21 protein-coding genes and 1 pseudogene are annotated in these 23,778 nt (G+C 34.8%); 5 read left to right on the forward strand and 17 right to left on the reverse strand.

The window, feature by feature from the left end; genetic code table 11:
- Positions 1 to 276: 276 nt before the first annotated feature.
- From AC4BC4_RS11465 to ulaG, 8 genes are all read right to left on the reverse strand, one after another.
- Positions 277 to 1,608, reverse strand: a complete 1,332-nt coding sequence (locus AC4BC4_RS11465) for an APC family permease (protein WP_490475781.1) — start codon at positions 1,606 to 1,608, stop codon at positions 277 to 279.
- A gap of 276 nt (positions 1,609 to 1,884) precedes the next feature.
- Positions 1,885 to 2,574, reverse strand: a complete 690-nt coding sequence (locus tag AC4BC4_RS11470; RefSeq protein ID WP_490477375.1) for an L-ribulose-5-phosphate 4-epimerase — start codon at positions 2,572 to 2,574, stop codon at positions 1,885 to 1,887.
- Positions 2,575 to 2,590: 16 nt separating this feature from the next.
- On the reverse strand, positions 2,591 to 3,451 hold the full coding sequence (locus tag AC4BC4_RS11475) for an L-ribulose-5-phosphate 3-epimerase (protein WP_490475782.1): 861 nt from the start codon (positions 3,449 to 3,451) through the stop codon (positions 2,591 to 2,593).
- Positions 3,452 to 3,456: 5 nt separating this feature from the next.
- Complete coding sequence (locus AC4BC4_RS11480) at positions 3,457 to 4,095, reverse strand: 3-keto-L-gulonate-6-phosphate decarboxylase UlaD (RefSeq protein ID WP_490475783.1); 639 nt, start codon at positions 4,093 to 4,095, stop codon at positions 3,457 to 3,459.
- Between the two features lie 175 nt (positions 4,096 to 4,270).
- Positions 4,271 to 4,570, reverse strand: coding sequence for a PTS sugar transporter subunit IIB (locus tag AC4BC4_RS11485; RefSeq protein WP_010764215.1), 300 nt, complete (start codon positions 4,568 to 4,570; stop codon positions 4,271 to 4,273).
- 387 nt (positions 4,571 to 4,957) lie between these two features.
- A complete protein-coding gene (ulaA, locus tag AC4BC4_RS11490) occupies positions 4,958 to 6,436 on the reverse strand; it encodes a PTS ascorbate transporter subunit IIC (RefSeq protein WP_490475784.1) in 1,479 nt (492 codons plus the stop codon).
- 15 nt (positions 6,437 to 6,451) lie between these two features.
- Positions 6,452 to 6,910 (reverse strand): PTS sugar transporter subunit IIA, encoded by a 459-nt coding sequence (locus AC4BC4_RS11495; RefSeq protein ID WP_490475785.1) that lies wholly within the window; start codon positions 6,908 to 6,910, stop codon positions 6,452 to 6,454.
- A 15-nt stretch (positions 6,911 to 6,925) separates the two neighbouring features.
- Entirely contained in the window at positions 6,926 to 7,990 is a 1,065-nt protein-coding gene (gene ulaG / locus AC4BC4_RS11500; RefSeq protein WP_490475786.1) for an L-ascorbate 6-phosphate lactonase, read from the reverse strand.
- A gap of 194 nt (positions 7,991 to 8,184) precedes the next feature.
- Here ulaG and AC4BC4_RS11505 point away from each other — a divergent pair, with 194 nt between their 5' ends.
- The 3 genes from AC4BC4_RS11505 (at position 8,185) to AC4BC4_RS11515 (ending at position 10,727) form a co-directional block, all read left to right on the forward strand.
- Entirely contained in the window at positions 8,185 to 8,949 is a 765-nt protein-coding gene (locus tag AC4BC4_RS11505; protein WP_490475787.1) for a hypothetical protein, read from the forward strand.
- A gap of 15 nt (positions 8,950 to 8,964) precedes the next feature.
- Positions 8,965 to 9,732: a DeoR/GlpR family DNA-binding transcription regulator gene (locus tag AC4BC4_RS11510; protein WP_438756929.1), complete on the forward strand. Its 768-nt coding sequence runs from the start codon at positions 8,965 to 8,967 to the stop codon at positions 9,730 to 9,732.
- A gap of 65 nt (positions 9,733 to 9,797) precedes the next feature.
- Positions 9,798 to 10,727 carry a LysR family transcriptional regulator gene (locus AC4BC4_RS11515; protein WP_438756930.1) on the forward strand — a complete coding sequence of 310 codons (930 nt, stop codon included), beginning with the start codon at positions 9,798 to 9,800 and terminating at the stop codon, positions 10,725 to 10,727.
- 68 nt (positions 10,728 to 10,795) lie between these two features.
- On the opposite strand, the gene rlmN is transcribed toward AC4BC4_RS11515, so the two are convergent.
- The gene (gene rlmN / locus AC4BC4_RS11520; protein WP_438756931.1) at positions 10,796 to 11,866 is read right to left on the reverse strand and encodes a dual-specificity RNA methyltransferase RlmN; all 1,071 of its coding nucleotides are present in this window, start codon (positions 11,864 to 11,866) and stop codon (positions 10,796 to 10,798) included.
- Between the two features lie 202 nt (positions 11,867 to 12,068).
- Between rlmN and AC4BC4_RS11525 the strand changes: the two genes are divergently transcribed.
- Positions 12,069 to 12,572, forward strand: a complete 504-nt coding sequence (locus AC4BC4_RS11525) for a hypothetical protein (protein WP_490475788.1) — start codon at positions 12,069 to 12,071, stop codon at positions 12,570 to 12,572.
- Between the two features lie 430 nt (positions 12,573 to 13,002).
- Here the strand turns inward: AC4BC4_RS11525 and AC4BC4_RS11530 are convergent, their stop codons facing one another.
- Positions 13,003 to 13,737: an arylamine N-acetyltransferase family protein gene (locus AC4BC4_RS11530; RefSeq protein WP_438756933.1), complete on the reverse strand. Its 735-nt coding sequence runs from the start codon at positions 13,735 to 13,737 to the stop codon at positions 13,003 to 13,005.
- Between the two features lie 564 nt (positions 13,738 to 14,301).
- Here AC4BC4_RS11530 and AC4BC4_RS11535 point away from each other — a divergent pair.
- Positions 14,302 to 14,884 (forward strand): annotated as a pseudogene (locus tag AC4BC4_RS11535) (transposase); the annotation flags it as partial.
- Between the two features lie 224 nt (positions 14,885 to 15,108).
- Here AC4BC4_RS11535 and AC4BC4_RS11540 read toward each other — a convergent pair.
- The 7 genes from AC4BC4_RS11540 to AC4BC4_RS11570 all read right to left on the reverse strand — a co-directional run bounded on the left by AC4BC4_RS11540 (position 15,109) and on the right by AC4BC4_RS11570 (position 23,734).
- A complete protein-coding gene (locus tag AC4BC4_RS11540; protein WP_490475789.1) occupies positions 15,109 to 16,932 on the reverse strand; it encodes an ABC transporter permease in 1,824 nt (607 codons plus the stop codon).
- Complete coding sequence (locus tag AC4BC4_RS11545; protein ID WP_438756936.1) at positions 16,922 to 17,671, reverse strand: ABC transporter ATP-binding protein; 750 nt, start codon at positions 17,669 to 17,671, stop codon at positions 16,922 to 16,924. The genes AC4BC4_RS11540 and AC4BC4_RS11545 overlap by 11 nt, the downstream gene beginning before the upstream one ends.
- Before the next feature lie 108 nt (positions 17,672 to 17,779).
- Positions 17,780 to 18,481 carry a GntR family transcriptional regulator gene (locus tag AC4BC4_RS11550; RefSeq protein ID WP_438756937.1) on the reverse strand — a complete coding sequence of 234 codons (702 nt, stop codon included), beginning with the start codon at positions 18,479 to 18,481 and terminating at the stop codon, positions 17,780 to 17,782.
- 243 nt (positions 18,482 to 18,724) lie between these two features.
- Entirely contained in the window at positions 18,725 to 21,091 is a 2,367-nt protein-coding gene (locus AC4BC4_RS11555) for a DNA translocase FtsK (RefSeq protein WP_490475790.1), read from the reverse strand.
- Between the two features lie 83 nt (positions 21,092 to 21,174).
- Positions 21,175 to 21,321 carry a hypothetical protein gene (locus AC4BC4_RS11560; protein WP_490475791.1) on the reverse strand — a complete coding sequence of 49 codons (147 nt, stop codon included), beginning with the start codon at positions 21,319 to 21,321 and terminating at the stop codon, positions 21,175 to 21,177.
- 267 nt (positions 21,322 to 21,588) lie between these two features.
- A complete protein-coding gene (locus tag AC4BC4_RS11565; RefSeq protein WP_490475792.1) occupies positions 21,589 to 22,800 on the reverse strand; it encodes an NAD(P)/FAD-dependent oxidoreductase in 1,212 nt (403 codons plus the stop codon).
- A 28-nt stretch (positions 22,801 to 22,828) separates the two neighbouring features.
- Positions 22,829 to 23,734 (reverse strand): prenyltransferase, encoded by a 906-nt coding sequence (locus AC4BC4_RS11570; protein WP_438756940.1) that lies wholly within the window; start codon positions 23,732 to 23,734, stop codon positions 22,829 to 22,831.
- Between the last annotated feature and the right edge of the window lie 44 nt (positions 23,735 to 23,778).

Genomic DNA, 23,778 nt, shown 5'->3' on the forward strand with positions numbered 1-23,778 from the left:
ACAGCTTTATCAAGAGTTCTGATGCACTATCTTCCCCAAAATAGTTTATCGTTTTGATATATCTATTATACTAAAAAATTGACCAGAATAACTTTCAGAAATTATCAATTTTATTAAAATTTTTGAGAAAAAGGAACTCTTGCTTAAAAGGGTTAAGCAAGAGCACTGCTTTATCTAACGACAAAGACTTAGATCAATCTAATTATACCAAATAAATCGGGAAGATATTCTCAATAACTTAGTGTAAAGTGATAAATTTTTGACAATAAATGCTAATCATTTGATTTTTGATGCTTCTACTTTTTGATTTATCAGATAGACAGGGATACCAATCAAGGTTATGCCAATCCCAACACTAGCTAAAATTGTCTGTGTAAACAACGTAGTAATCAAAATAAACAAACCACCAACAATTGCAATGATTGGAACTATAGGATAAAAAGGAACTTTATAAGGACGATTCAACGCTGGTTCTTTTTTTCTTAGAATCAATACTGCAGAAAAAATCAATAAATTAAAAAGCCACATAACGAAAATCAACATATCTGTCAATAAATCAAAGCTTCCCAAAAACATCATGATTGCTGCAACACTAAATTGAAAAATTCCTGCAATATAAGGGACAACATAACGTTTTGACAGTTTTTGAAATTGTTGACTAAAAGGAATCATTTCTTCCAATGCTAATGCATAAGGCACACGAATTCCTGTCATCGTGTAACCATTCAACGCACCATATACTGAAATCAGAATTCCAATAGTGACTAACTTACCGCCAATAGAACCAAAAATTCTATTTGAAACATCTGAAGCAGCATTTAAATTTCCAGAAAGTTGTTCAATCGGTAATGCTTTTAAGAAAACAAAATTAATTAAAACGTAAACAATTGTAATAAATGTCAATCCTAAAAAAATGGCTTTGGGTAAATCTTTTTCGGGCTGTTTCATTTCACCTGCTACAGCCCCAACACCCAGCCAACCATCATACGCAAACATCGTTGCAAGTAAAGAACCGCTAAGTGCTTGGATAAAACCAGCATCTTCACCAGCCTTTATAGGAAATAGCGATACTTCAACATTTGCTGGCATAAATAATCCTACCAACACAATTAAAGCAATTGGGATCATTTTAATAATTAATGTGAATGATTGCAAATTCGAAGCTGTTTTGGTTCCTAATAAATTGATTAGCGTTACACTTAACCCCGTTCCGATTGCTATCGGCAAAAGAAATCCATTAGATAAATGAAATAAGTGAATAAATTGTGTACCGAAAATAATTGATAAAGCCGCAATATTAGCTGGAAAATAAATCACGCTTTGAGCCCAACCAAGTAAAAAACCTGGTAATTTTCCATAAGTATATTCAATATATTTGACAGCTCCTCCTGTTTTTGGAATAGCTGTAGCTAACTCAGCACTCGTCAAACCAGCGCATAAAGTTAAAATACCACCTAATATCCAAGCAAAGATCGTTAAACTGGGCGATTTGGCAAAACTTACCACACTTGCAGTTTTAAAAAAAACGCCCGCACCAATAACTGTACCCATAACTGTTGAAAAAGCACCAAATAAAGAAATTTCACGTTTTAACTGTTTCTCCCCCATATGCATTCCCTCTCTCTTTTTTAAGTTATTTTTCTAGTATAGCTATTCTGAATTTAAATTCAAGCACTTCACAAATAAAAAAGCAAAAAAAGCTAGGGTATAACTTTACGAGTTATACCCTAGCCTTAATTAATCCGAATAAACGACGAGATTTTAAGCGGATCATTCGAAAATAAATTGAAATTTACAACAATTTGAAGAGTAATTTTCGTAAATCCCCTCTTATTTCTTGGAGTTAAACACTTTTGTCCCAACCTCAATCTAAACGAACGTATTTTACTTTTCTTTTTGTCCATAATACGCATTTGCACCATGTTTTCTAAAATAATGCTTATCTAGGAGATACTGAGGAATGGGGAGAACTTCATGATTTACGGCTTCCGTCATAGAAGCCATCTCAGCGATCTCATCTAAAACAATACTGTTTTCTACAGCTTTTTTGGACGTTTCCCCCCATGTAAATGGACCATGGCCATACACCAATACTCCAGGAACAGCTAAGGGATCAATTATTTTTTCTTTAAATGTTTCTACGATCACCTTCCCTGTTCCAAGTTCATAAGCTGATGCAACTTCCTCAGATGTTAATTGACGAGTACAAGGAACAACACCGTAAAACGTATCCGCATGAGTAGTGCCGTATGCAGGTATTCCTCGACCTGCTTGCGCCCACATCACTGCATTTTTTGAATGTGTATGTACTACTGAATTAATTTCGTTAAACGCTTTATATAATTCAACGTGAGTTGCCAAATCAGAAGATGGTTTCAATCCGTCTTCTAGTATTTTTCCATCTAAATCAGTTACCACCATATCACAAATCTTCATCTGATCATAAGGAACTCCGCTAGGTTTAATTACAATCAAACCAGCTTCACGATTGATTTCACTAACATTTCCCCAAGTAAGCTTGACTAATCCCGCATCAGGTAAAGCCAAGTTTGCAGCAAAAACTCGGTCTTTCATTTCTTGAATCAGGTCTTTATTTATCAAGATATCCAACCTCCTTTAAATATGGAAATAGAAACTCTTTTGCCTGTTCGATTTCCTTTTCAGGCGTGTCACTAGTTTCACTCCACATCTCAATTAGAAAGGGACCATTATAATGCAATCGTTTCAATGTTTTGAGACAACCTAAAAAATCGACACAGCCTGTACCAAATGGAACTTCTTTAAATTTTCCAGCAAACTGCTCCGTTACAGCCAGAGTATCTTTCAAATGAACAGCGGAAATCTGGTCGATCCCACGTTCTAATTCATAGCCAACATCATTTTCTGGCCACGCAGATAGATTACCTAAATCAGGATATACTTGTAGATATGGTGAACGAATCTGTTCTTTTACTTTTAAAAACTTAGAAATAGAATTCATAAATGGATCGTCCATGATTTCTATTGATAAAACAACCTCTTTTGAGGCTGCTATTGCAACAGCTTTTTTCAAATTTTCAATAAAATATTCTCTTGATGTCAACGTTTTAACTTCATAATAAACATCATAACCAGCTAATTGAATGGTACGTATACCTAAGTCAGAGGCTAAATTTATAGCTTTTTCCATTAAAATCAACGCAGCTGTTCTTGTCTTGGGCTCTTTAGAGCCAAAAGGAAAGCGTCGATGTCCACTTAAACAAATCGATAATATCTTTACATTCGTTTCATGAATGGATTCTCTCACTGCCTTACGCTCTTCGTTTGTCCAATCTAATCTTTTAAGACGCTCATCCGTTTCGTCGATCGACATTTCAATAAAATCAAATCCCAATTTTTTTGCGAGCAAAAGTCGCTCTTTCCAGCTCATATTTTTAGGAAGCGCCTTTTCATAGATGCCTATTGAAGTCATCAACTTCACCCCCAAATCCGTTTTATTTCATTTTGAAAATCTTGTGCAGCTTTCTTAGGATCGGCAGAAGCTGTGATACCTCGACCTGTAATAAACGTATATACATTAAGATCCTTGAATAGTTTTAACGTTTCAACATCCAATCCGCCAGTTACTGACACTCTAAAACCCATTTCTATCAATTTTTTTACTTTCTCTAGATCTTTTTCACCCCATGTTTCACCTGCCAAAAGTGCATCTCGACTTTGGTGATAAATTGCTTGAGAAATTCCAGCATCTAACCATTTTTCAGCTTGCCCATATGTCCAATCTCCATATAATTCAACTTGAACTTCTTCGACTTCTTTCGCTGCTGCTTCCATAGTAGGAATCGTTGCACAACAAATGACCGTCATCCAATCCGCTCCAGCATCACGGCAATTTTTTGCAACCGTTCCGCCAGCATCAGCACATTTTGTATCTGCAACTACTTTTTTATCTGGATATAATGCACGAATACAGCGAACCGCTTCCGCTCCTGCTTGCAAACAAAGAATCGTTCCTACTTCTACAATATCTACAATTTCTCCAACTTGAACCACATCCTTGATTGCACTAGGCAAATCTGAATGATCTAAAGCTACCTGTAAATTTGGTCTACTCATTTCTCTCTCTCCTTGGTTGGTTTGTAATGATTTCGATTGATAAGGTTGGGACAGAAGCGTTAAACTGTGAAGACGTTACTTTTGCTTCCACCATCTATTTGGATTCCTTATAGCCAGGACATAGCTCGTAGAGTTATGTCCTAGCCTCATTGACCTGTTATTTACCTTACATTGACTATTTGAATTTGGCCGCTAGCTCTGTCTCTTGCACGCGCTCACTGATTTCTTTAGCAGACATAACATTTTTTACCCCAACAACTGTGATGCCTTTTTTCTTAGCATCATCAAACATATTTAGAAAATTCATTGGACAAAATACAACATCATATTGTCCTGCCGTACTTTTTCCTTCTGAAATTGCACAATGGTGAATATTGGTAATGTTAAAGCCCAGTTCTTTCAGTGCTTTTTCCACACTTTTTTTCATCATTAAACTTGTTCCTGATCCATTTGCACACGATACTAATACTCTCATTTTAATTTCCTCCTAAATTTGAAAGCGTAGTAAGCTAATTTAGGCTTGTAGAAAAATAAGGACATACGATTGTGACTTTTTTTGTCATATACATAGTTCATCTTTTTTCCTAGAGACTAGCCTACGTAGCTAGATAATGGTCAAAGCTAAACGAGCTCGTCCAGCCTTGACTGGAAAATAGGAAAACATATTTGAGACGCTCTTTGTCTCTTTTATGTTTTATCTTTTTCCCGAAAGGCTAGCTCGTGAAGCTAGATAATCGTAAAAGCTAAACGAGTTCGTTCAGCCTTGACTGGAAAATAGGAAAACATATTTGAGACGCTCTTTGTCTCTTTTATGTTTTATCTTTTTCCCGAAAAATTAATTCTTGAAGCTAGGTATTAATTGTTACGCACTCTTTGTCGCCATCTTTTTTACGTATTCATCATAATCATCAACAATCAAGAAATATCCTTCTGGATTTGCTCGATATTGTAATTGCGGAATTGCCAGCAATAAAACTACGACTAAAGCAACCCCGAAATAGCCTAAATATTTCATTAGGATAGTCATCACAGGCCAAACGGTTGCCCAATCAAACATACCGATATAACCACCGTATTGTGATAATCCGATGAAAGCTGCTATTAAAGCAGATCCTACAACTTGGATCACACCTGAAATAAAAGGGAATATACAAGCCGCTTTAAATCCTCCACGATTATTTGCATATACAGCAATTACTGCATTATCAAAGAACAACGGAATAAATCCTGCAATAACGATCACAGGTGATTTAAACAAAATCAATAATCCAATCGTTATAAATTGCCCTAAAGCACCAAATAAGAAGCCAATTGTCACGGCGTTGGGTGAACCAAAACCAAATGTTGCTGCAACATCGATCCCAGGAACGGCACCGGGCAACAACGTATTAGATATTCCTTGGAACGACTCTGTCAACTCAGAAACAAAGGTTCGTACACCTAATTGCAAAATAGCGAGATAAACGGCAAAATATAGTGCTGTTTGCAAAATATAGAAAAAGAAACTTTGTCCTTCCACCATGAATCCTGCCTCAATTAAATACGCAGGTCCCAATACAACTAAAATAATGCCAAAGAAAAAGAGCATCAAGATTGACGTTGCAACCATGTTCTCATTGAAAATCGACAAGAAACCAGGTAATTGAACATCTTCCAGTTTGCGATTATTTTTATCTTTTTTCATTTTCTCTGCTAATCGAGCGAAGATATAAACCCCAAACATCTGCTGATGAGCAATTGCAAAACCTGCCCCTTCAGTTAAATCTTGTGTAATATCGACCGTTAGATTCGATCCAACTGCCCAATAGCAACCTAGAATAAGACCCATAATCAATAATATTTGAATTTGCCCTAAATCAGGAAAACAAAATAACAAAATCCAAAACGCTGTTGCCGCCTGTTGAATTTGAACATTTCCCGTTGTAAAAACCGCTCGTAATTTTGTATATTTTTTGAAACGCACCAATAAAATATTCATGACAAACGCAATCAATAATAAAATCATGGTATCACTAAATGTTCGTCCGAAAGTTTCTTCGATTCCTGCAGTTACAGCATTTTGACCAAAATAAGGATCAATGACCATCGCATCTAAATTAAAGCGTTCTTTTAAGCCAACTAGAATCGGTCTAAAGTTATTGACTAAGCCGCCTGAACCAACAGTCAAAATCAAGTAACCGACCGTTGCTTTTAAAAAACCAGCAATACTTTCATATAATGGTTTTTTTAATAAAACATAGCCCAATAAAACAATAAATCCGATTAAAAACGCTGGTTGAGTTAAAATATTTGCAGCAAAATAATCCCATATCCCCATCAGAAAATTCAATACTTGTGTCATTTACTCCCCTTCTTTCTATCTGTCAAAAGTTGTCATTACTTTTTGATACTCTTCCATCGTTTCGATTGTCATCAAGGCATCAATTAAGCCATCGGTCATCAACATTTCTGATAATTTAGAAATATTTTCCACATGCTCTTCATTATTCTTAGCCGCTAATGTGAAAAATAAACGTGCATTTTTTTCTGAATTTCCTGCTTCAAAAACAACATCTTGATTCATTTTTGTAAATGAAATAGCTGTTCCTAAAACGCCTTGACTATCTTCTGATGAATGAGGCATCGCAACGCCTGGGACGATTACAATATAAGGGCCATATTTTTGAACACATGCTACGATCTCGTCTACATATTGTTGCGTAATGATGCTTTTTTCCAATAGCGTTTGACAGCTAAAAATCACTGCATCTTCCCAATTATCTGGTGTTTTATCACAAAAACGAATCAGATCATTATCATAAAAATACTTTAGCATTTACTTTCTCCCTTCTTATAGAAATGATGGAAATGGTGTATCATTTTCTCTCGTAAAGACATCGTCAAACCCACGATAAAAGTTGAATTCAAGCTTATCTTTATCATTTGGATACGTAAATTTCCCGCCGACTTGCCATATAAAGGGCTTAAATTGATAGTCCAAACGGTCTTTTTTAAATTTCCAAATTTCTGTGATTTCTTTTGGATCAGCCATAAAATTTGCCCAAATATCATAATGAACTGGAATAACAACCTTTGCATTCAAAGATTCCGCCATACGTAACATATCGACCGATGTGACTTTATCTGTGATCCCTCTTGGATTTTCTCCGTAAGCGCCTAAACAAACATCAATCTTGTGTTCATTGCCATGCTTGGCAAACATATTAGAATAGTGTGAATCGCCTGCGTGATAGATAGCGCCGCCACTCGTTTCAAATAAATAATTAACAGCAATTTCGTCCATATCTTGAGGTAATTTTCCTTTTAAAGTTACTTCTGGATCTTCACAAGTTACTAATGCCGTTCTATCAAACGCTTCTAAAGCTACAATATTTACATCTTTGATGGATACCTGATCACCAGGTTTTACGATTGTTGTTTTGTCTCTAGGTATTCCCCATTTCAACCAAGTAGCAACGACTTCTTTTGGGCCGATAAAACGCGCATTTGGGCAATTTTGGTGAACTGCTGCCGCCGTATTAATATCTAAATGATCGGAATGAATATGTGTCACGACTAAAGCATCAACGTCTTTGACTGCAAATGGATCAATCACAAAAGGCTGTGTTCTAAGATTTGGCTGCATATTTTCACAACCACTCATACGCATCATTTGATGGCCTTTTTTCATTTTTCCATTACCGTGAGCTCTTTTTCCAGTTCCGCACCATAAATCACATAAAATATTCGTTCCTTCATGTGATTTTAACCAAATTCCTGTACAGCCTAACCACCACATTGAAACAGTACCTGATTTGACTTCTTCTTGTTCGATCTCTTCATTCAAATAGGTTCCCCATTCAGGAAAAGTACTTAAAATCCAACTTTCTTTTGTTACATCATGAATTGTTGCCATATAATCCCTCCATATCTCATTCTCGTTTACACTTTTTATTCTACAATATTTTAAACCGTTTTCAATCCATTTTTATGATCATTTATACCTTTTTAAGAACATTTAAATCTGAATTAAGAAAATTAATGATTATAACATCTTTTTTTATGTTCATATTATATTTTTTATGATATAGTTTCGATGAGGTGAAGAAGATGAAAAATGTAGTTTGGAAAAGTATTTATTTTGGAAAAAAAGGATTGTTATGGGTCGTATATTCGTTGTTTGCGGCTTATATCTTTTATCTGGTCGCAACTACTCATGCATTCGGGGCAAAACTTATTTTTGGTTTTATAGGTGGGATCGTATTAGGGATCGTTGTCCTTTTTGAGTATCTAAAAAACATCTATGAAAAAATGATTTACGCTTTGACTGTTGAATGTGATTTAAAAAAAGCGATTGTTCTAAAAGACGCTCTAAAGAAAAAAGATTTGTTTAATGGCTTCAAACAGTCTATTATTATTTTTGACAGCTTACTTTTGCTAGACGAAGGAAATTATCAGAATTGTTTAGATCATCTAGATAAAAACAAATCTTTTTTTCATTCCACATTTGATTACCTCTTCATTTATTATCATACGCAAATGTACTGCTTTTCTTTTTTAAACGAAGAAGAAAATCTAAATCATTGTCTAGAACATTTATTTAAGTTAAAAAACGTTAAGAAGAAGCAAATGCGTGGATTGTTTTCATGGAATGAAATTGCGGGAATGAGATATTTCCATCAAAATAGACATAAAAAATGTTTAAGTGAATTAGACTTGATCGATAAAAATAGACTAAATAATCGAGAATTAGCCTATCTTTTGTATTTAAAAGGTCAATGTTTACTTAAACTGAATGAACCATCAAGAGGTTATCGTTTGTTAAAAGAGGCAAAAGCGCTGGTAAATACACTTGTATTTACTCAAATGAGTTAGAAGGGAGGAATTTAGATGAAAAGTTCGCATAAGACAATCAAAAATCGTCGAGATAAACTACTTGAACTATTAACTGCAGAAGTAAGTTTACTGGTGAAAGAGATCAGTCGGGAATTGGCTGTTTCAGAGATTACTGTTCGACGTGATCTGATTGCATTAGAAAAGATGGGGTTGGTACAACGTGCCCACGGAAAAGCTCAAATTGTTTCGAAAATTGGCACAGAAGATTACAATGAAGAAATTGAAATTTTGAAAAATGCAATCGCAAAAAAAGCTGCAGAATTCGTTAAAGATGGCAATACGTTATTTATCAATACAGGTTCAACAGCATTATCTTCTTTAAAAAATCTGGAAAATAAACGCGTTACAATCGTCACAAATAATGTCAAAGTTGCCAATCTTGATCACAATCCAAATTCAACAGTTATTTTATCCGGAGGGGAAATTCGTTTTCCGAAAGAAGCTTTAGTTGGTGATATTGCAATTGATTCTTTTTCAAAAATGTCTTCTAATATTTCAATTATCGGCTGCTCTGGGCTTAGTGTTGAGAATGGAATCACGACGCCTGTTTTGCATGAATCTAAAATAAATTCGCTGATCATCGAGCGAACAAATGGTTTAGTGATCGTCGTTGCAGATTATCGAAAAATTGGTTTTTCGTCTAACTTTACTAGTGGGCATATTAAAGATATCAATTATTTGATCACCGATACTTTTGCCTCTCCTGAAGTGATTCGAGAAATTGAAAAACAAGGTGTACAAGTAATCCAAGTTGAAATCTAAAGCGACCAATTTAGTTGTTTTAAATTTTGTCTAGTTATGTTTTTATATTTAGGGAGGACGATACTATGCGGATTAAACAATTGGATTATATTGTAAAAGTTGTTGAATTAGGTTCAGTCAACGAAGCAGCCAAACAGCTATTTATCACTCAACCGAGCCTGTCAACTGCCATCAAAGAACTTGAGCAAGAAATGAATATTCAGATTTTTCAGCGAACACAAAAAGGGATGATCCTTACAACAGAAGGGACTGAGTTTTTATCCTATGCTAGACAAATTTTGGAACAAGTCGATTTGCTGGAAGAGAAATATAAAGGAACGGAGACTCGTCGAAGATTGTTTTCTGTTTCTGCACAGCACTATGCTTTTGCCGTACATGCATTTGTCCAATTGATCAAATCATACGAAAAAAATGAATACGAATTTACCTTTCGCGAAACGCAAACAAACAATATTATTGAAGATGTCAGTACTTTTCAAAGTGAATTAGGTATTTTGTATCTTAATCCTTTTAATGAAAAAGTTATTCGAAAATTATTAAAAGAGAAACAATTGATTTTTCATCCCTTATTTATGGCACATCCCCATGTTTTTGTGAGTAAAAAAAATCCCTTAGTTGGGAAAAAATCAGTAACGCTTACAGATTTAGAAGAGTTTCCATATCTTTCATTTGAACAGGGACAATTTAATTCTTTTCATTTTTCAGAGGAGATCTTGAGTACTCGCTATCATAAAAAAAGCATTCGTGTCAGTGATCGGGCGACGTTATTCAATTTTTTGATCGGGCTTGACGGTTATACGATAAGTTCTGGCGTATTGAGTCGAGAATTGAATGATGAAAATATTGTTGCCTTGCCTTTAGAAGTTGATGAAACAATGGAGATTGGTTGGATTCATCCTGCACAGATGTCGTTATCACCTATGGGAAACGAATATTTACGTTATTTAAAAGATCATATCATTGATTATGGATTTACAATTTTACCTGAAAAATAAAAAAATTCCTAATAAAACCGAAATTGGTTTATTAGGGACTTTTTTAATGGTTTAGTTTTTATTAAAAATTAAACACTTTTCTTTTCTCTTTTGATTTGCTTACTTCTCAATTGTCCACAAGCTGCATCAATATCTGTTCCGTATTCTTTTCTAATCACACAGTTGACACCATTCTTCTTCAAGATATCATAGAATTTCAATACATCCGCTTTTTCACTCCGACTGTATTGATCATGTTCACTAACTGGATTATATGGAATCAAATTAACAAACGTCAACTTTTTCTTATCCTTCAACAAATCTGCCAATTGTTGCGCATGCTCTGGGCGATCATTAACATTGCTCAACATAATATATTCAAATGTGATCCGACGATTCGTTTTTTCTAAATACTCATCAACAGCCTCCATTAACTTTTCAATTGGGAAACTGCGATTAATGCGCATAATAGAGGTCCGAACGTCATTATTTGGCGCATGTAGAGAAATCGCTAAGTTTACTTGTAGGCCGTTATTCGCAAATTCCTTGATTTTCGGCACTAAGCCACTCGTTGAAACGGTAATATGGCGAGCGCCAATCGCCAGCCCTTTTGGATCATTGATCGTATGTAGGAAATTCATTAAATTATCATAGTTATCAAAAGGCTCACCGATCCCCATCACAACAATATGACTGACACGTTCCCCTTGTCCACGCTCGTCGAAATAATGTTGGACCAACATTATCTGGGCAACAATTTCTCCTGCTGTTAAATCACGTTGCTTTTTAAGTAAACCACTTGCACAGAACGTACAGCCAATATTACAACCCACTTGCGTTGTTACACAAACAGACATGCCGTATTCTTGACGCATCAAAACTGTCTCGATCATATTTTTATCTGGTAACTCAAAAAGATATTTTACTGTGCCATCTTTCGCTTCTTGAACGATCACTTGACGCAATGGATTGATAATGAAGTTTTCTTCTAATAATTCAATGACATCTTTTGATAAATTCGTCATGTCGCTAAAGGCCATGACACGTTTGATATAAAGCCATTCCCAGACTTGTGTGGCACGGAACTTTCTTTCGTCATGTTCGATGAACCATGCGATCAACTCTTCTTTGGTTAAACCATAAATGGATGCTTTTTCCACTAGTTTTCTTCCTCATTTCTTCTTAACATTCGCTTCATACTATAACGTATCGCATTGGATTTGTCTATATGTTATCTAGGTTAGGTAGCAAAATTAACTATTTTTTATGCCCTTGTTTCTAATTTCAGCGGTACTCATTCTTATTGTTTGTTTCGTCCTTACATCGTTGATATAATTAAAGATAAGAAAAGAGGTTTTTTTTATGAAAACGAATATATGTTTCTTCGCAAGTCCTATCAATGAAGATGCCAGTAACTTTGAAGGTCATACTGATTTACTTTCTGGCTATATCCGAGATGTCTTTGCTAAAAACCAACTTGGATTTGAGCTGATCATGATTGATTTAAGTGACGATCTTCAAACAACAGAGCAAAAGATTCACAACGGTTTAGACAAAGCAGATCTAGTCATTGTTGATTTATCCAGTCATGACCCAAATATTTATTATGAATTGGGCTATGCCAAAGCACTAAAGAAGAACGTGATTCAAATTCAAAATAAACATCTTGATTCCTTAGCATTTGATTTAGGCCACGCCACTATTTTATATGACACAACAAGTGATGAGGGCATCGACCAATTTAAATCAGACGTGCTGGAAGCTATAAAATCACCTTCAACTACGGATACGCCTTTGTCTTTTTATGCGGAACATGATGTTGAAATTTCCGGTCGAATTGATGATCAAGGAATTGTAGAACCTTAATTAACCAAAGTAGATTTTAGTTTTTTTCTTGAATGGCTATCTTTTCAATAAACCATTCTCATGTACTATATTAATTTTTTTTAGAACTTTATCTTCTTTTTTCGTTATCTACTATGCAGCACTATCTAGCTTACTTTAATAATGGTATTTTTTTAATCACAAGGAGGAGGCTAGGACATAACTCTACGAGTTATACCCTAGCCTTAATAAATCCGGATAAACGGTGGGAGCAGAAGCAACTCCTTCGGAAATAAACACTTCTGTCCCAACCTTCTTTTTGTTTAAACAAGAGAATGAACATGAATGTATATTTTACTTGTGTTTCATTCCATAATTGCGTATAAAAAAGATACCTCTTAATCTGATTTAGGGTATCTTCAACACTTCTATTTGATATGGGAATGAGTACATTGTAACGTACGTTTTCAAGTTATATGGTCGTAATATAAAAATACTTTTCTAACGTATTTTTATAGTTAGTTATCTTTTGTTTAATTTGATCTGATCCTGTAGAAATTTTTAGTATGCTTTTATCTGTCAGAGTGACTCTTCCTGTATCAGTCGCTATCGTGATCAATTCTTTTTTATTAAATACTGATTTTGGACTATGGGTATTAAAATATAGTGCCTCAGAAAACGATTTTAACGATACTGAAGTATCAAAAAAATTGTAAAGAACAGTTTCCTCACTCTCTTTGATTCTAATTACACTATATTCGTCATGCGCAACATGTTTGATGTAGTAGCTTCCACTTACATCTTCAACCATTTTACCATCTAAAGGAATAGGTCCCTGATAAATATTTCCAAAGCCAACATCTACTAAAAATTTATTCGTATCAATCGTAGAAATAATACATGCATGCGTTTTTTCCATTTCACAATTCGTTATTGTGGCTGCAATTAAGTAACTATCGATCGTTAATTTGTTCAGTAACAAATTAAACAATCCATTAAGTTCATAACAAATACCACCTCTATTATTTTCAATTATTTTTTTATAAAACTGTTCTTCATCTAAAACAATCTCTTGATTGTTCATTATATCTATATTTTCAAAAGGGATTCTTTTAACATGGTTTCGTTGAAGCGTCGTTAATCGTTTAATAGTTGAGGTTAAATCATCTTCCATAGTTAAACGATTCAAATAATTTTTTATGTTCATTCTTTGTACCCTCTATTCTCAGTCTGTATATTTTTGTCAAATGTGTTATTCGAGTTAGCTGTAGTACTAGAAAACTTTGAAATAGATTCGTAAATCACCTAGATTGACTTTCCATTTCACACAGCTTCACACTTACTTAAAGTAAGTATACTCTTGATTAAATTATTTATCAATATTAAAATTCAATATTTTTTGTATAAGCTATCATTTTTATAATAAAATAGATAGAACTAAAATCTTATTGAGTTAATCGTTATACTGATCAATACGTTATTTTGCGCTATTTATTGATCTAAAAAAATAACAACCGCTAATCGCCATTTAGGTAATAACTTTAAAGTTATCATTAAGATTCACCTATCTTAGCATTTTTCCTCTGCTTGTTTGGCTATCTGCTTTTATTAATCATTCTTCACACTTACTTCTTATTTTTTAGGGTTGATTTGAGCTTTAAACGGTATTCTGTATGCATGGTTATTACTTTGGCTCTAAACTTTCTGATGTTGGTGAGAAATCACCGGCATCTTTTTTAATGCAAAATATGTGAAAGAATATTCGTCGCAGAAACAAGTCACGTCTATGAGTAAGATTGCGCGTCAAAAAACGTTTCTGTCTCGTCTGTTTACCGTGTCTTGAAACAATTTTATGAACCGAAAAAAATCAATCGCCTGACCTTGCCCGAAGTCCTTTGTTTTGATGAATTCAAATCGGTCAAACAAAACAGTTGATTGATATCGTTGAAAACCGACGTTGGCGTCCTTCCTTTCGTGCCTATTTAACAGAAACGGAACTCGTAGATCGACTTCTTGCGTATGATAAAGAATTAAAAGCTGGGTACACCTGTTATCAGGATATTTTTTATGCCGTACTAACAAGAGATTATACACGATTTCACACGTTAGTAGAAAAAGAATATCCTACGCTTCCTGACTATTAGCAAACGGTTTTTTCAACTTTTAGTAAAGTTCAAAATGAACTTAAAAACGACCTCGAATTATCTTATTCCAATGGATCGTTGGAATGTTTGAACAACCATATCAAAGTATTAAAGAGAAATGCGTATGGTTTTCGTAACTTTTATAATTTCAAATTGAGAATTGCTTTATGTTTTGGTACCGTTCTTTTTCAACCAAATAGAAAAACCTAGAGGTATTTTCCTCTAGGCCTTACAATAATTGATTTAATTCTTTGGATTTTCTTCACCAACATTAGTTGACAAAGAGCCTAAATTTTAAAACAGAATGAAATTTTTGATACTATCTTTTGACTTTGTAGTCTAAAGTTTTGCTATTTTTTGTCTACTATATCAAGTACTATCCACTTTTAACTTTCTCAGAACTAAAGACATTTTTCATAATTTCTTTCTATGTTCTATGATTGAACTAAACGATAAACTTTTTTGAAATAGAACACCCGAGCAATAAGATAGTAAACGACTTGAATCAGAACAAAGACTCCTAACACTTGCCATCCTGCCAACTGCATACCTTGATCGAACATATGGTACATTGCTGTCAAAGCTACTGCTCCATGGATCACAGAAACAATGATCGGTGTAAAGAACAATATACCTACTTGTTGATAAATCATTTTCTTCAACTCTTTTTTCGCTAAGCCCATTTTGTAAATCATCTTGAATTTCTCTACATCTACATCCATATCGCTGTATAATCTGAAATATAAGAAACTTCCAGCTGAAACAAAGAACACGATGCCAATAAAGATTCCAACAAATAAGATAGGTGCATACATATCAGTAATTGATTGTTGTGTATAGCTTTTAGCCGTAAACGGTATATTTTTTTCTTGGAATTTACCGATTGAAACTAATTGTTCATAGCTCGTATTTTTGGGCTGCCAAACGGTCATTGTGGTACTTTCCATGTTTTGCAGATTAGTCGCATCTGGCACAACTAACGTTTTTCCATAGGCAGAAGCAACCGTTGTTTTTTCTTTTTTGATCACAGGTAGCGAAGTTCCATCAGGAATTTTCACATCATGTATTGCTTCTTCGGTTCCATCTATAGCATTGGTTGATACTAGCTGAACAGCTTTGCCTTGCGTTTGAATCGTTGATTGTTTAACTAATTCAGCAAGATGATTATACTCAGATTCTTTAATAAAATGAACTTGCTCCGCATCTGTATAAGTTGTTAGTTCTCCTTCGTCCACATGAATTCCTTTTTCTGCTAATAATTGAGTGAAGTCCTGTTTGATTGCTGCTGTTTCTTCAACTGTTCCTGAGATTTCAAACTCATATGGATTTTGCTTCATCCCTTCTAAAATCATATTTTGAAAACCATATAATGTTCCGATTGCAGCAAAAGCCACCGTTGAAATAATTGAGACTAAGAAAAATGAACGGGCATTATCCTTCATACGAAAGGCTAAATCAGAGAATACTACCATGTTTGTTTTTTTCCAAAAAATCGTTTCTTTCTTTTTCAATCGCTCAATTACTGAAACACTTAATTGATTAAATAAAAAGCGTGTCCCTACAACGACCAAGAAAATTACAGGAAACATGACCATTGCTACTAACGTCCCTTTAGCTAACAGTGCAATTGCATAACCTACACCAATCAATAGAAGTGCTAAAATAGTTTTAACATATGAGCTTTTGATTGTCCCTTTTCCAAGATCTCCTGCCTTCAATAATTCCTGTAAACTTAATTTTGGTAAACGGAACTGGATGAAAAACGAGATTGCTAAAAATAAAACGGCGAATGAAACAATCGTTAATAGAATCGCTTGTGTTGGAAAATAAAAACCAAAGTTGACGTGCATCAATTTATTACTTAACCATAAAATCAGTTGTGAAAAACCAACTCCTGCAACGCTTCCTATAATCGTTGCAAAAAAACCAATAACTAAATTTTCAATAAAGACCATTTTTTTTAGTTGCTTAGGACTCATTCCTTGAATCATCAACAGACCAAATTCTTTTTTCCGTGATTGAATAAACACATCCATCGAGTACAGAACAAAGAAAAAAGCAAAACCGTAAATGATAATCGCGGCGGCCAACATTCCAATTTGAGCTTTTTGATTTAGCCCATTTGACAATGCAGGATGAAATGCAAATACTGTAAATGTGAAAAAGACCATTACTGAAAATAATGTACTTAAAAAATATGCCATGTAAAGATGTTTATTTCTTAAGGTATTACGAATAACAAATTGTCTAAAATTCATCATCGACACCTTCAATCTCAGATAGTTTCACCATTAATTCATCATAAAACATCTTTTGATTTCCATTATGATGAATTTCATCAATCAATTCACCATCTTTGATAAATACGATTCGTTTGCAGTAACTTGCCGCTAAGGGGTCATGAGTAACCATCAAAATCGTTGCTTTTTCTTCTTCATTTAATTGCTGTAACAATTGCATAACATCTTTGGATGATTTTGTATCCAAATTTCCTGTCGGTTCGTCTGCAAGTAATAATTGAGGTTGGTGGATCATTGCCCGAGCTACAGCGACACGTTGTGCCTGTCCACCAGAAATTTCTGCAATTCGTTTTTTCAACAAACTAGTAATTCCTAATCGGTCGGCAAAAAGTTTTAATTTCTTCTTCATAACTGAAATTTTTTCTCCATCTAAGGTTAGTGGTAGAATAATATTCTCTTCAACCGTCAACGTAGGCATCAAATTGAAACTTTGAAAAATGAAGCCTAACTCTCTACGTCTAAACTTAGCTATTTCTTCTTGATTCAGCTGATTTGGATCACTGCCATTTAATAAAATGTGTCCAGATGTTGGTTGATCAATTGTTGCCAGTAGATTTAAAAATGTGCTTTTCCCACTTCCTGATGGCCCCATGATTCCGACAAATTCACCATCATTAACAGTTAAGCTCAAGCCTTTTAGTGCCTCATATTTAATTTGTTCTCCATATGTTTTAGTTAAATTTTCTACTTGTAACATGTCCATCTCTCCTTTTCTCTACTTCACTAGTTTAATGCAGCCTTGACGAATACACCATTGAAAAAAATAACAGATTGCTTACACTTTTGTAAGCAATCTGTTATTTTTTTATGCTTCATATTCAATCACATACGGATAAAGAGCCGTATTATAGATTGCTTCGGAAAACTCAACGATTTTTCCAGATAATCCGATTGATTTTCTAATTCGTTTTAACCCATTTTTCTCAGAGGTCGCTAGAATTTCTTGTTGCTCTGTTGTTAATTCAATCGTTTGAAAACTATCTTCAAATTTAATAATCTCGATACCATGTTGGTCCATCAAGCGATACAACGATTCCTTTTCAAACTCTTCCAATGGAACATCACTTAAACTGATTGGTAGAAAATAATTAAAATAGATATACGGTCGATCATCTAGTGTATATAAACGTGAAACTTTTACGGCTTTTTCACCTAGAGATTGATAGACGGGAGAATCAGAAGTTAATGTCACTTTTTCTAAATTCAATATTTTCTTTGCTACTTTCTGTCCTGAATCATTTAGATATTCTGTAAAGGTACCTGCTTTAGACAATTTATTGTACGGTCGATTACTTAAGACAGTTGTTCCTTTTCCACTTTTTTTCTCGACTAATTCTTCTGATGACAATAATTCGATTGCACGACGAACAGTGATTTTACTGACATCAAATAATTGTTCTAATTCAGCTTCTGTTGGTAATAAGGAACCGACAGGATATGTACCATTCATGATATCAGCTTTGATTTGCTCTGCTACGTCTAAATATAATACGCTTTTTCTTCTCATACGATTCATCCTCATACTCTTTATTTAATCGATCACTTCATTATAATTTGTCAGTCTTTTATATTGAACTATCTTAATTTTAATCGTATTTATGATTAAATTCAACTTTTCATCTATTTTTATGATAGTATTTCATACATTTTAAGAAGATTTATTAAAAAAAGTTAAAAATATATGTCTTGATCCATCGAAAAAATGAAGCTTGCTTCTAAGCTTACTCCATTTTTTTTTTGAATCTTATTTTTACTCAGGACCATGATCTACCGGCATCTCTTGCGTCTCTGGTTCAAGAAAAACTTTTCTCGGCTTGCTCCCTTCAGATGGCCCTATTACACCATGTCCTTCTAATTCATCAACCAAACGAGCTGCACGATTATAACCGATTCTAAAACGTCTTTGTAATAAAGAAATACTAGCTGTCTGCATTTCTACTACCAAAGCTTTTGCTTCTTCATATAATTCATCTTGTGACGCTTCACTGCTGCTAGTTGCTTCTTCTGTCGGCATCATACTTTCTTGGTAATCAGCTTCTTGTTGTTCCGTTACAAAAGCGACGATCCGTTCGACCTCATGATCTGAAATAAAGGCTCCTTGAACTCGGATCGGTTTATTTTCGCCCATCGGCAAGAACAACATATCTCCACGTCCTAAAAGTTTTTCTGCACCATTACTATCAATGATCGTGCGTGAATCAGTACCACTTGAAACAGCAAATGCCATTCTTGAAGGGACATTGGCTTTGATGATTCCTGTGATAACATCCACACTCGGACGTTGCGTTGCCAAAATCATATGAATTCCAGCTGCTCGAGCCATTTGGGCTAAACGAATAATTGCATCTTCCACTTCATTACTGGCAACCATCATCAAATCAGCTAACTCATCAACGATCACAACAATAAATGGTAATATCGGACGATTTTCCCCGTCTTCTAAATTATGTTGAATCACTAGTTCATTGTACCCAGAAATATTACGAACACCAGCGGCTGCAAATTTTTCATAGCGCAATTCCATTTCTTGGACTACTTTTTGCAACGCTTGTGCGGCTTTCCGTGGATTTGTAACCACAGGCGTCAATAGATGGGGGATTCCATTATAGACATTCAGCTCTACCATTTTGGGATCGATCATCATCAGTTTTACTTCATGTGGTTTTGCTCTCATTAAAATACTGGAAATGATCCCGTTGATCGCAACTGACTTCCCGCTACCCGTTGATCCGGCAATCAATAAGTGAGGCATCTTAGCTAAATCGGCTGATTGAACCATCCCTGAAATATCTCGTCCAAGAGGTACTTCCAACAATTTATCAGGATGACTTGGTTGTGCTTCGATGATATCTCTAAATGAAACGGTACTGACCGTACTATTTGGCACTTCGATCCCAATTAATGATTTTCCCGGAATCGGTGCTTCCATCCGTACATCTTTTGCAGCAAGAGCTAACGCAATATCATCCGTTAAACTAACGACTTTACTCACTTTTACACCTACTGCCGGCTGGATCTCAAATTTCGTTACAGCAGGGCCCAGACTTGCTTTTACAACTTTTGCATCAACACCAAAGCTTTTGAACGTTTGTTCCAAAACCCCAATATTTTTTTCGATTTTTTGGTATTCCCCACTTTGATCAGCAGAAGGAATCGAGTCTAATAACGTTGATGGAGGTAACTCATAATCACGATCTTCCGCTTCTTCTGAAATTTCAAAATCTAATTCGCCGCTTTCATCCGTTTCAGGTTCAGCAGCTACTTTTTCTTTTATGGGCTGTGCTTCAGCTTGACTTTGGAAGCTGTCAATTGGAACCAGCGTCAACTGTTCTGGCTCCTGCACTTTGTTTGCCTCTTGCTTCAGTGCCTCTTGTGCTAATTTTTCACCAGGTGTCAATTCTCGTACATCATTTTTCAGACGTTCTTGAGCTCGTTTTTCCATCTCTGCCTGTTTAGCTGCACGTTTTTCTGCTCGCTTCGCTTCTTTTTCAGCTTGACGTTCTTCACTTTTTGCAGTTAAGCCACTAAGCTTTTCCCGAATGACTTGCAATCCATTCATGACTTGCTGTAAATCCAGCATACTCATTAAAAATAAACCGAATATTATCAGCAAACTTGCAATCAAGTAACTCCCAAACTGAGCAACTAAAAAGAACGTCAGGCTGTACAGTCCAGCCCCAATCATTCCACCACCAACATTTTGTGCAACAAGATTTGCCTTTAAGTCCATTCTAAGAAATGCCCACGTAGTTCCCATAATATCTGGAGTTTGAGTACCGACATTACGAAACATGTACGCTTGTAGAAAAAGTAAAATACCTAAGTAAATAAATACGCCGCCAATAATTGGCCGACTCTTTTTGACAGGAAATTCTTTGCCGAAAATTACTAAAGAAAGTCCATAAAGCATCAGTAAAATAGCTGCTGCTGGAAATGTATTTCCTATAACTACACGTAAGCCATTGGCAATTAAAGTGCCAAGATATCCTAATTTTAATAGTCCAAATAATCCAAAGAAGATAAAAAAGATACCAAGAAAAATGAAATTAAGGTGTTCTTGTTGTTGCTGTTGTTTTTTTGTTTTTTTCTTTTTCGCACTTTTCCTTTTTTGTGCCATGTAACATCCCTCTTTTCAATCAGTATCCATTATACCTAAAAAACGAGCCGAACAAAAGTACCCCCATTATTTCTCTTAAAATTTTAATGATTTAAAGCACTCTTCGCTGTATTAGCTGTCATGTTTTTTATGAATTTTGGTACCAAAAATAAAATCAACAAAATCATTGATACTGACCACATCATACTTTGGATACTGCCTCTCGTCAACAAGACATCGATTTGCTCCATTTAGGTTACTCAATCTTCTTGTAAACTAATTAAAGGCTAGGTTATAACTCCAAGAGTTATAACCTAGCCTTAAAGAATCCAAATAAATGCTTTTGTCCAACCTCCGAATGACGACAACAATAAAACCATCATTTCTAAAATAAGCTATTTCGCTCCAGACTTGTAATTCAATCATGTGTTTTGGACAACTACAGTCGTTGACTTTCGGTCATATCAAAACTGCACTTTACTTGGAATCTTTCATAGCATTCATTGTTATTCTACATTTTAACGGTAAAAATCAAAACGACCTTTTGCTAACATTTCTTTGATACCGCCTGTTTCAAATAATGAACGGTCCATGATCATTTTTTTGATCACAGAAGCTGGATATCCTTTAACTTCCATTTTTCCTACTTCACCAAATGCGTGGCTATTGCCAATTGACGCAACAGAACCCAATGATTTGAAAGTAAACTCTTTTGTTGCTTCGCCTTTTAATTGGGCTTTAATATTTTTACCTGCGTGCTCACCCATTTTAAGTGAAATTTGGGCAGTTGTTGGATAAGGACGGTTAGATTCTTTATCCATCACAGCAGAACAGTCCCCAATAATATAAACATTACTATGATCTGCATCTGTTAAATCTGGTTTAACCATCACACGACCACGTTTTGCAGAAAAACCAGATGCTCCAACAACGTGACTTCCACTAACACCCGTTGTCCAAATAATTGTTTTCGCGTTTAATTCATTCAATTCATTTGTTTCTTGATTATCTAAATATACAACAGTATCTTGTTTGATTTCTTTGATTGGTTTTCCAACTAAGAAATTGACGCCCCATTTTTTTAGATGATCGATACCGTAACCACCAAGTTTTTCGCTGAACATTGGTAATAGACGAGTTACAGCTTCCACACAATATAATTGAATTTTATCAGGTTCAACACCTGCGATTTTTGCTAAGTTTTTCTTTCCTTCATTCAATGAACCTAATAGTTCAATCCCAGTAAAACCAGCGCCACAAACAACGATTTTCAGACAGTTTTCGTCTTTCGTTGCTTTATAAGCTTCCATTTGCTCTGTAAGATGTTGGTAAACTTTTTCTGATGTTGGAATATCCACCATTTTTAGTGAAAACTCTTCAACTCCAGGAATCCCAAATGATTCTGATTCATAACCTAAAGCTACGATCAAATAATCATAAGAAAGTGCTTCTTGATCTTTCAACTGAACCAATTGGTTTTCACTATCGATTTTTTCTACAGTTCCTTGTACAAATGTCGTGCAAGCTGTTTTTACAACATCTTTAATTGGATACGTGATTCTTTCCGATGTTTGGATCCCTGCTGCGACTTCATGGATATCTGTGGCTTCAAAGTGGTAGTCATTTTGATCTACCAATGTGATTTTCAACTCGTTGTTTCCTCTTTGTAATTCATGTAATGCTCTTAATCCGGCATAGCCAGCTCCTAAAATAACGACGTGTTTACTCATTTAAATCCCCTCTTTATCTCTTTATTTATTATTTAAGCCACAATCCTATGGCAAAAAATACAACTTGTGCTAATGCGCCAACTGCTAAAATCTTCACAGCGCAACTAAATGTTTTCGTTTTGACCTGCTCGTTTAAAAATAACTTTGTTTGTTTCCAAATAAATGGCAGAACGAGCAACGTCAACAACATAGTAATTGGTGTTAATCCTAAAAAAGTACTCAAAACAATCGAAGCAAATGCAAGCACGATCAAACCGACAAACAAACCAATCGATGTTTTCTTCCCTAAATAATGAACTAAGGTAAATCGATGATTCAATTCGTCTTCTTCTAAATCACAAATATTATTTGCTAACATGAGATTAGCAATCAGACAGGTGTTAGGCAATGACACCAAAAAGATACTGCCCAGATTGACCGTTGTCCATTGAAAAGAATCAAATGTATTGATGTAGACACAAATCAACATGATCATAAAGCCCATCGTAAATCCTGAAAAGAATTCACCTAAAGGCAGGCTTGATAATGGTTTTGGTCCAGAAGAATAAAAGATTCCAATCAAATAACAATACAGTCCTAGAAACAACAATGGCCAGCCAACAACCATAGTCAAACCAATACCCATTAACGCTGAAATAGCCACCATCCAAATGATCCAGCGACGAATCATTGATAAGGACAAATTTTCCCGACCGATAATATTGGTTTTCTCTTTATAATCATGCCCTTCTTTAGCATGGTGGTAATCATTATAATTATCTAAAATATCAACAGCCATATTAAAAATGAACATCGCAATAAAATAAATAAGAACATAAACTAAATGTAGACTTTCATAATGATACCAACTAAAACAAATCCCTAAAAGGAAAGGTAAAACACTGGCTGTCTTTGCTTTTAATTCAACTAATTCAAAAAAAACTTCTCTATTCAAATTATACTCTTCTCTCCTTACAATATTTAGTTTAATGCTCACAG

It is taken from the genome of Enterococcus sp. AMC1086, from assembly GCF_058216575.1.

Coding starts and splice junctions, on each gene's coding strand:
- AC4BC4_RS11465 (WP_490475781.1), bottom strand. CDS start 1,608: ATGGGGGAGAAACAGTTAAAACGTGAAATTTCTTTATTTGGTGCTTTT.
- AC4BC4_RS11470 (WP_490477375.1), bottom strand. CDS start 2,574: ATGAAAGACCGAGTTTTTGCTGCAAACTTGGCTTTACCTGATGCGGGA.
- AC4BC4_RS11475 (WP_490475782.1), bottom strand. CDS start 3,451: ATGACTTCAATAGGCATCTATGAAAAGGCGCTTCCTAAAAATATGAGC.
- AC4BC4_RS11480 (WP_490475783.1), bottom strand. CDS start 4,095: ATGAGTAGACCAAATTTACAGGTAGCTTTAGATCATTCAGATTTGCCT.
- AC4BC4_RS11485 (WP_010764215.1), bottom strand. CDS start 4,570: ATGAGAGTATTAGTATCGTGTGCAAATGGATCAGGAACAAGTTTAATG.
- ulaA (WP_490475784.1), bottom strand. CDS start 6,436: ATGACACAAGTATTGAATTTTCTGATGGGGATATGGGATTATTTTGCT.
- AC4BC4_RS11495 (WP_490475785.1), bottom strand. CDS start 6,910: ATGCTAAAGTATTTTTATGATAATGATCTGATTCGTTTTTGTGATAAA.
- ulaG (WP_490475786.1), bottom strand. CDS start 7,990: ATGGCAACAATTCATGATGTAACAAAAGAAAGTTGGATTTTAAGTACT.
- AC4BC4_RS11505 (WP_490475787.1), top strand. CDS start 8,185: ATGAAAAATGTAGTTTGGAAAAGTATTTATTTTGGAAAAAAAGGATTG.
- AC4BC4_RS11510 (WP_438756929.1), top strand. CDS start 8,965: ATGAAAAGTTCGCATAAGACAATCAAAAATCGTCGAGATAAACTACTT.
- AC4BC4_RS11515 (WP_438756930.1), top strand. CDS start 9,798: ATGCGGATTAAACAATTGGATTATATTGTAAAAGTTGTTGAATTAGGT.
- AC4BC4_RS11525 (WP_490475788.1), top strand. CDS start 12,069: ATGAAAACGAATATATGTTTCTTCGCAAGTCCTATCAATGAAGATGCC.
- AC4BC4_RS11530 (WP_438756933.1), bottom strand. CDS start 13,737: ATGAACATAAAAAATTATTTGAATCGTTTAACTATGGAAGATGATTTA.
- AC4BC4_RS11540 (WP_490475789.1), bottom strand. CDS start 16,932: ATGAATTTTAGACAATTTGTTATTCGTAATACCTTAAGAAATAAACAT.
- AC4BC4_RS11545 (WP_438756936.1), bottom strand. CDS start 17,671: ATGTTACAAGTAGAAAATTTAACTAAAACATATGGAGAACAAATTAAA.
- AC4BC4_RS11550 (WP_438756937.1), bottom strand. CDS start 18,481: ATGAGAAGAAAAAGCGTATTATATTTAGACGTAGCAGAGCAAATCAAA.
- AC4BC4_RS11555 (WP_490475790.1), bottom strand. CDS start 21,091: ATGGCACAAAAAAGGAAAAGTGCGAAAAAGAAAAAAACAAAAAAACAA.
- AC4BC4_RS11560 (WP_490475791.1), bottom strand. CDS start 21,321: ATGGAGCAAATCGATGTCTTGTTGACGAGAGGCAGTATCCAAAGTATG.
- AC4BC4_RS11565 (WP_490475792.1), bottom strand. CDS start 22,800: ATGAGTAAACACGTCGTTATTTTAGGAGCTGGCTATGCCGGATTAAGA.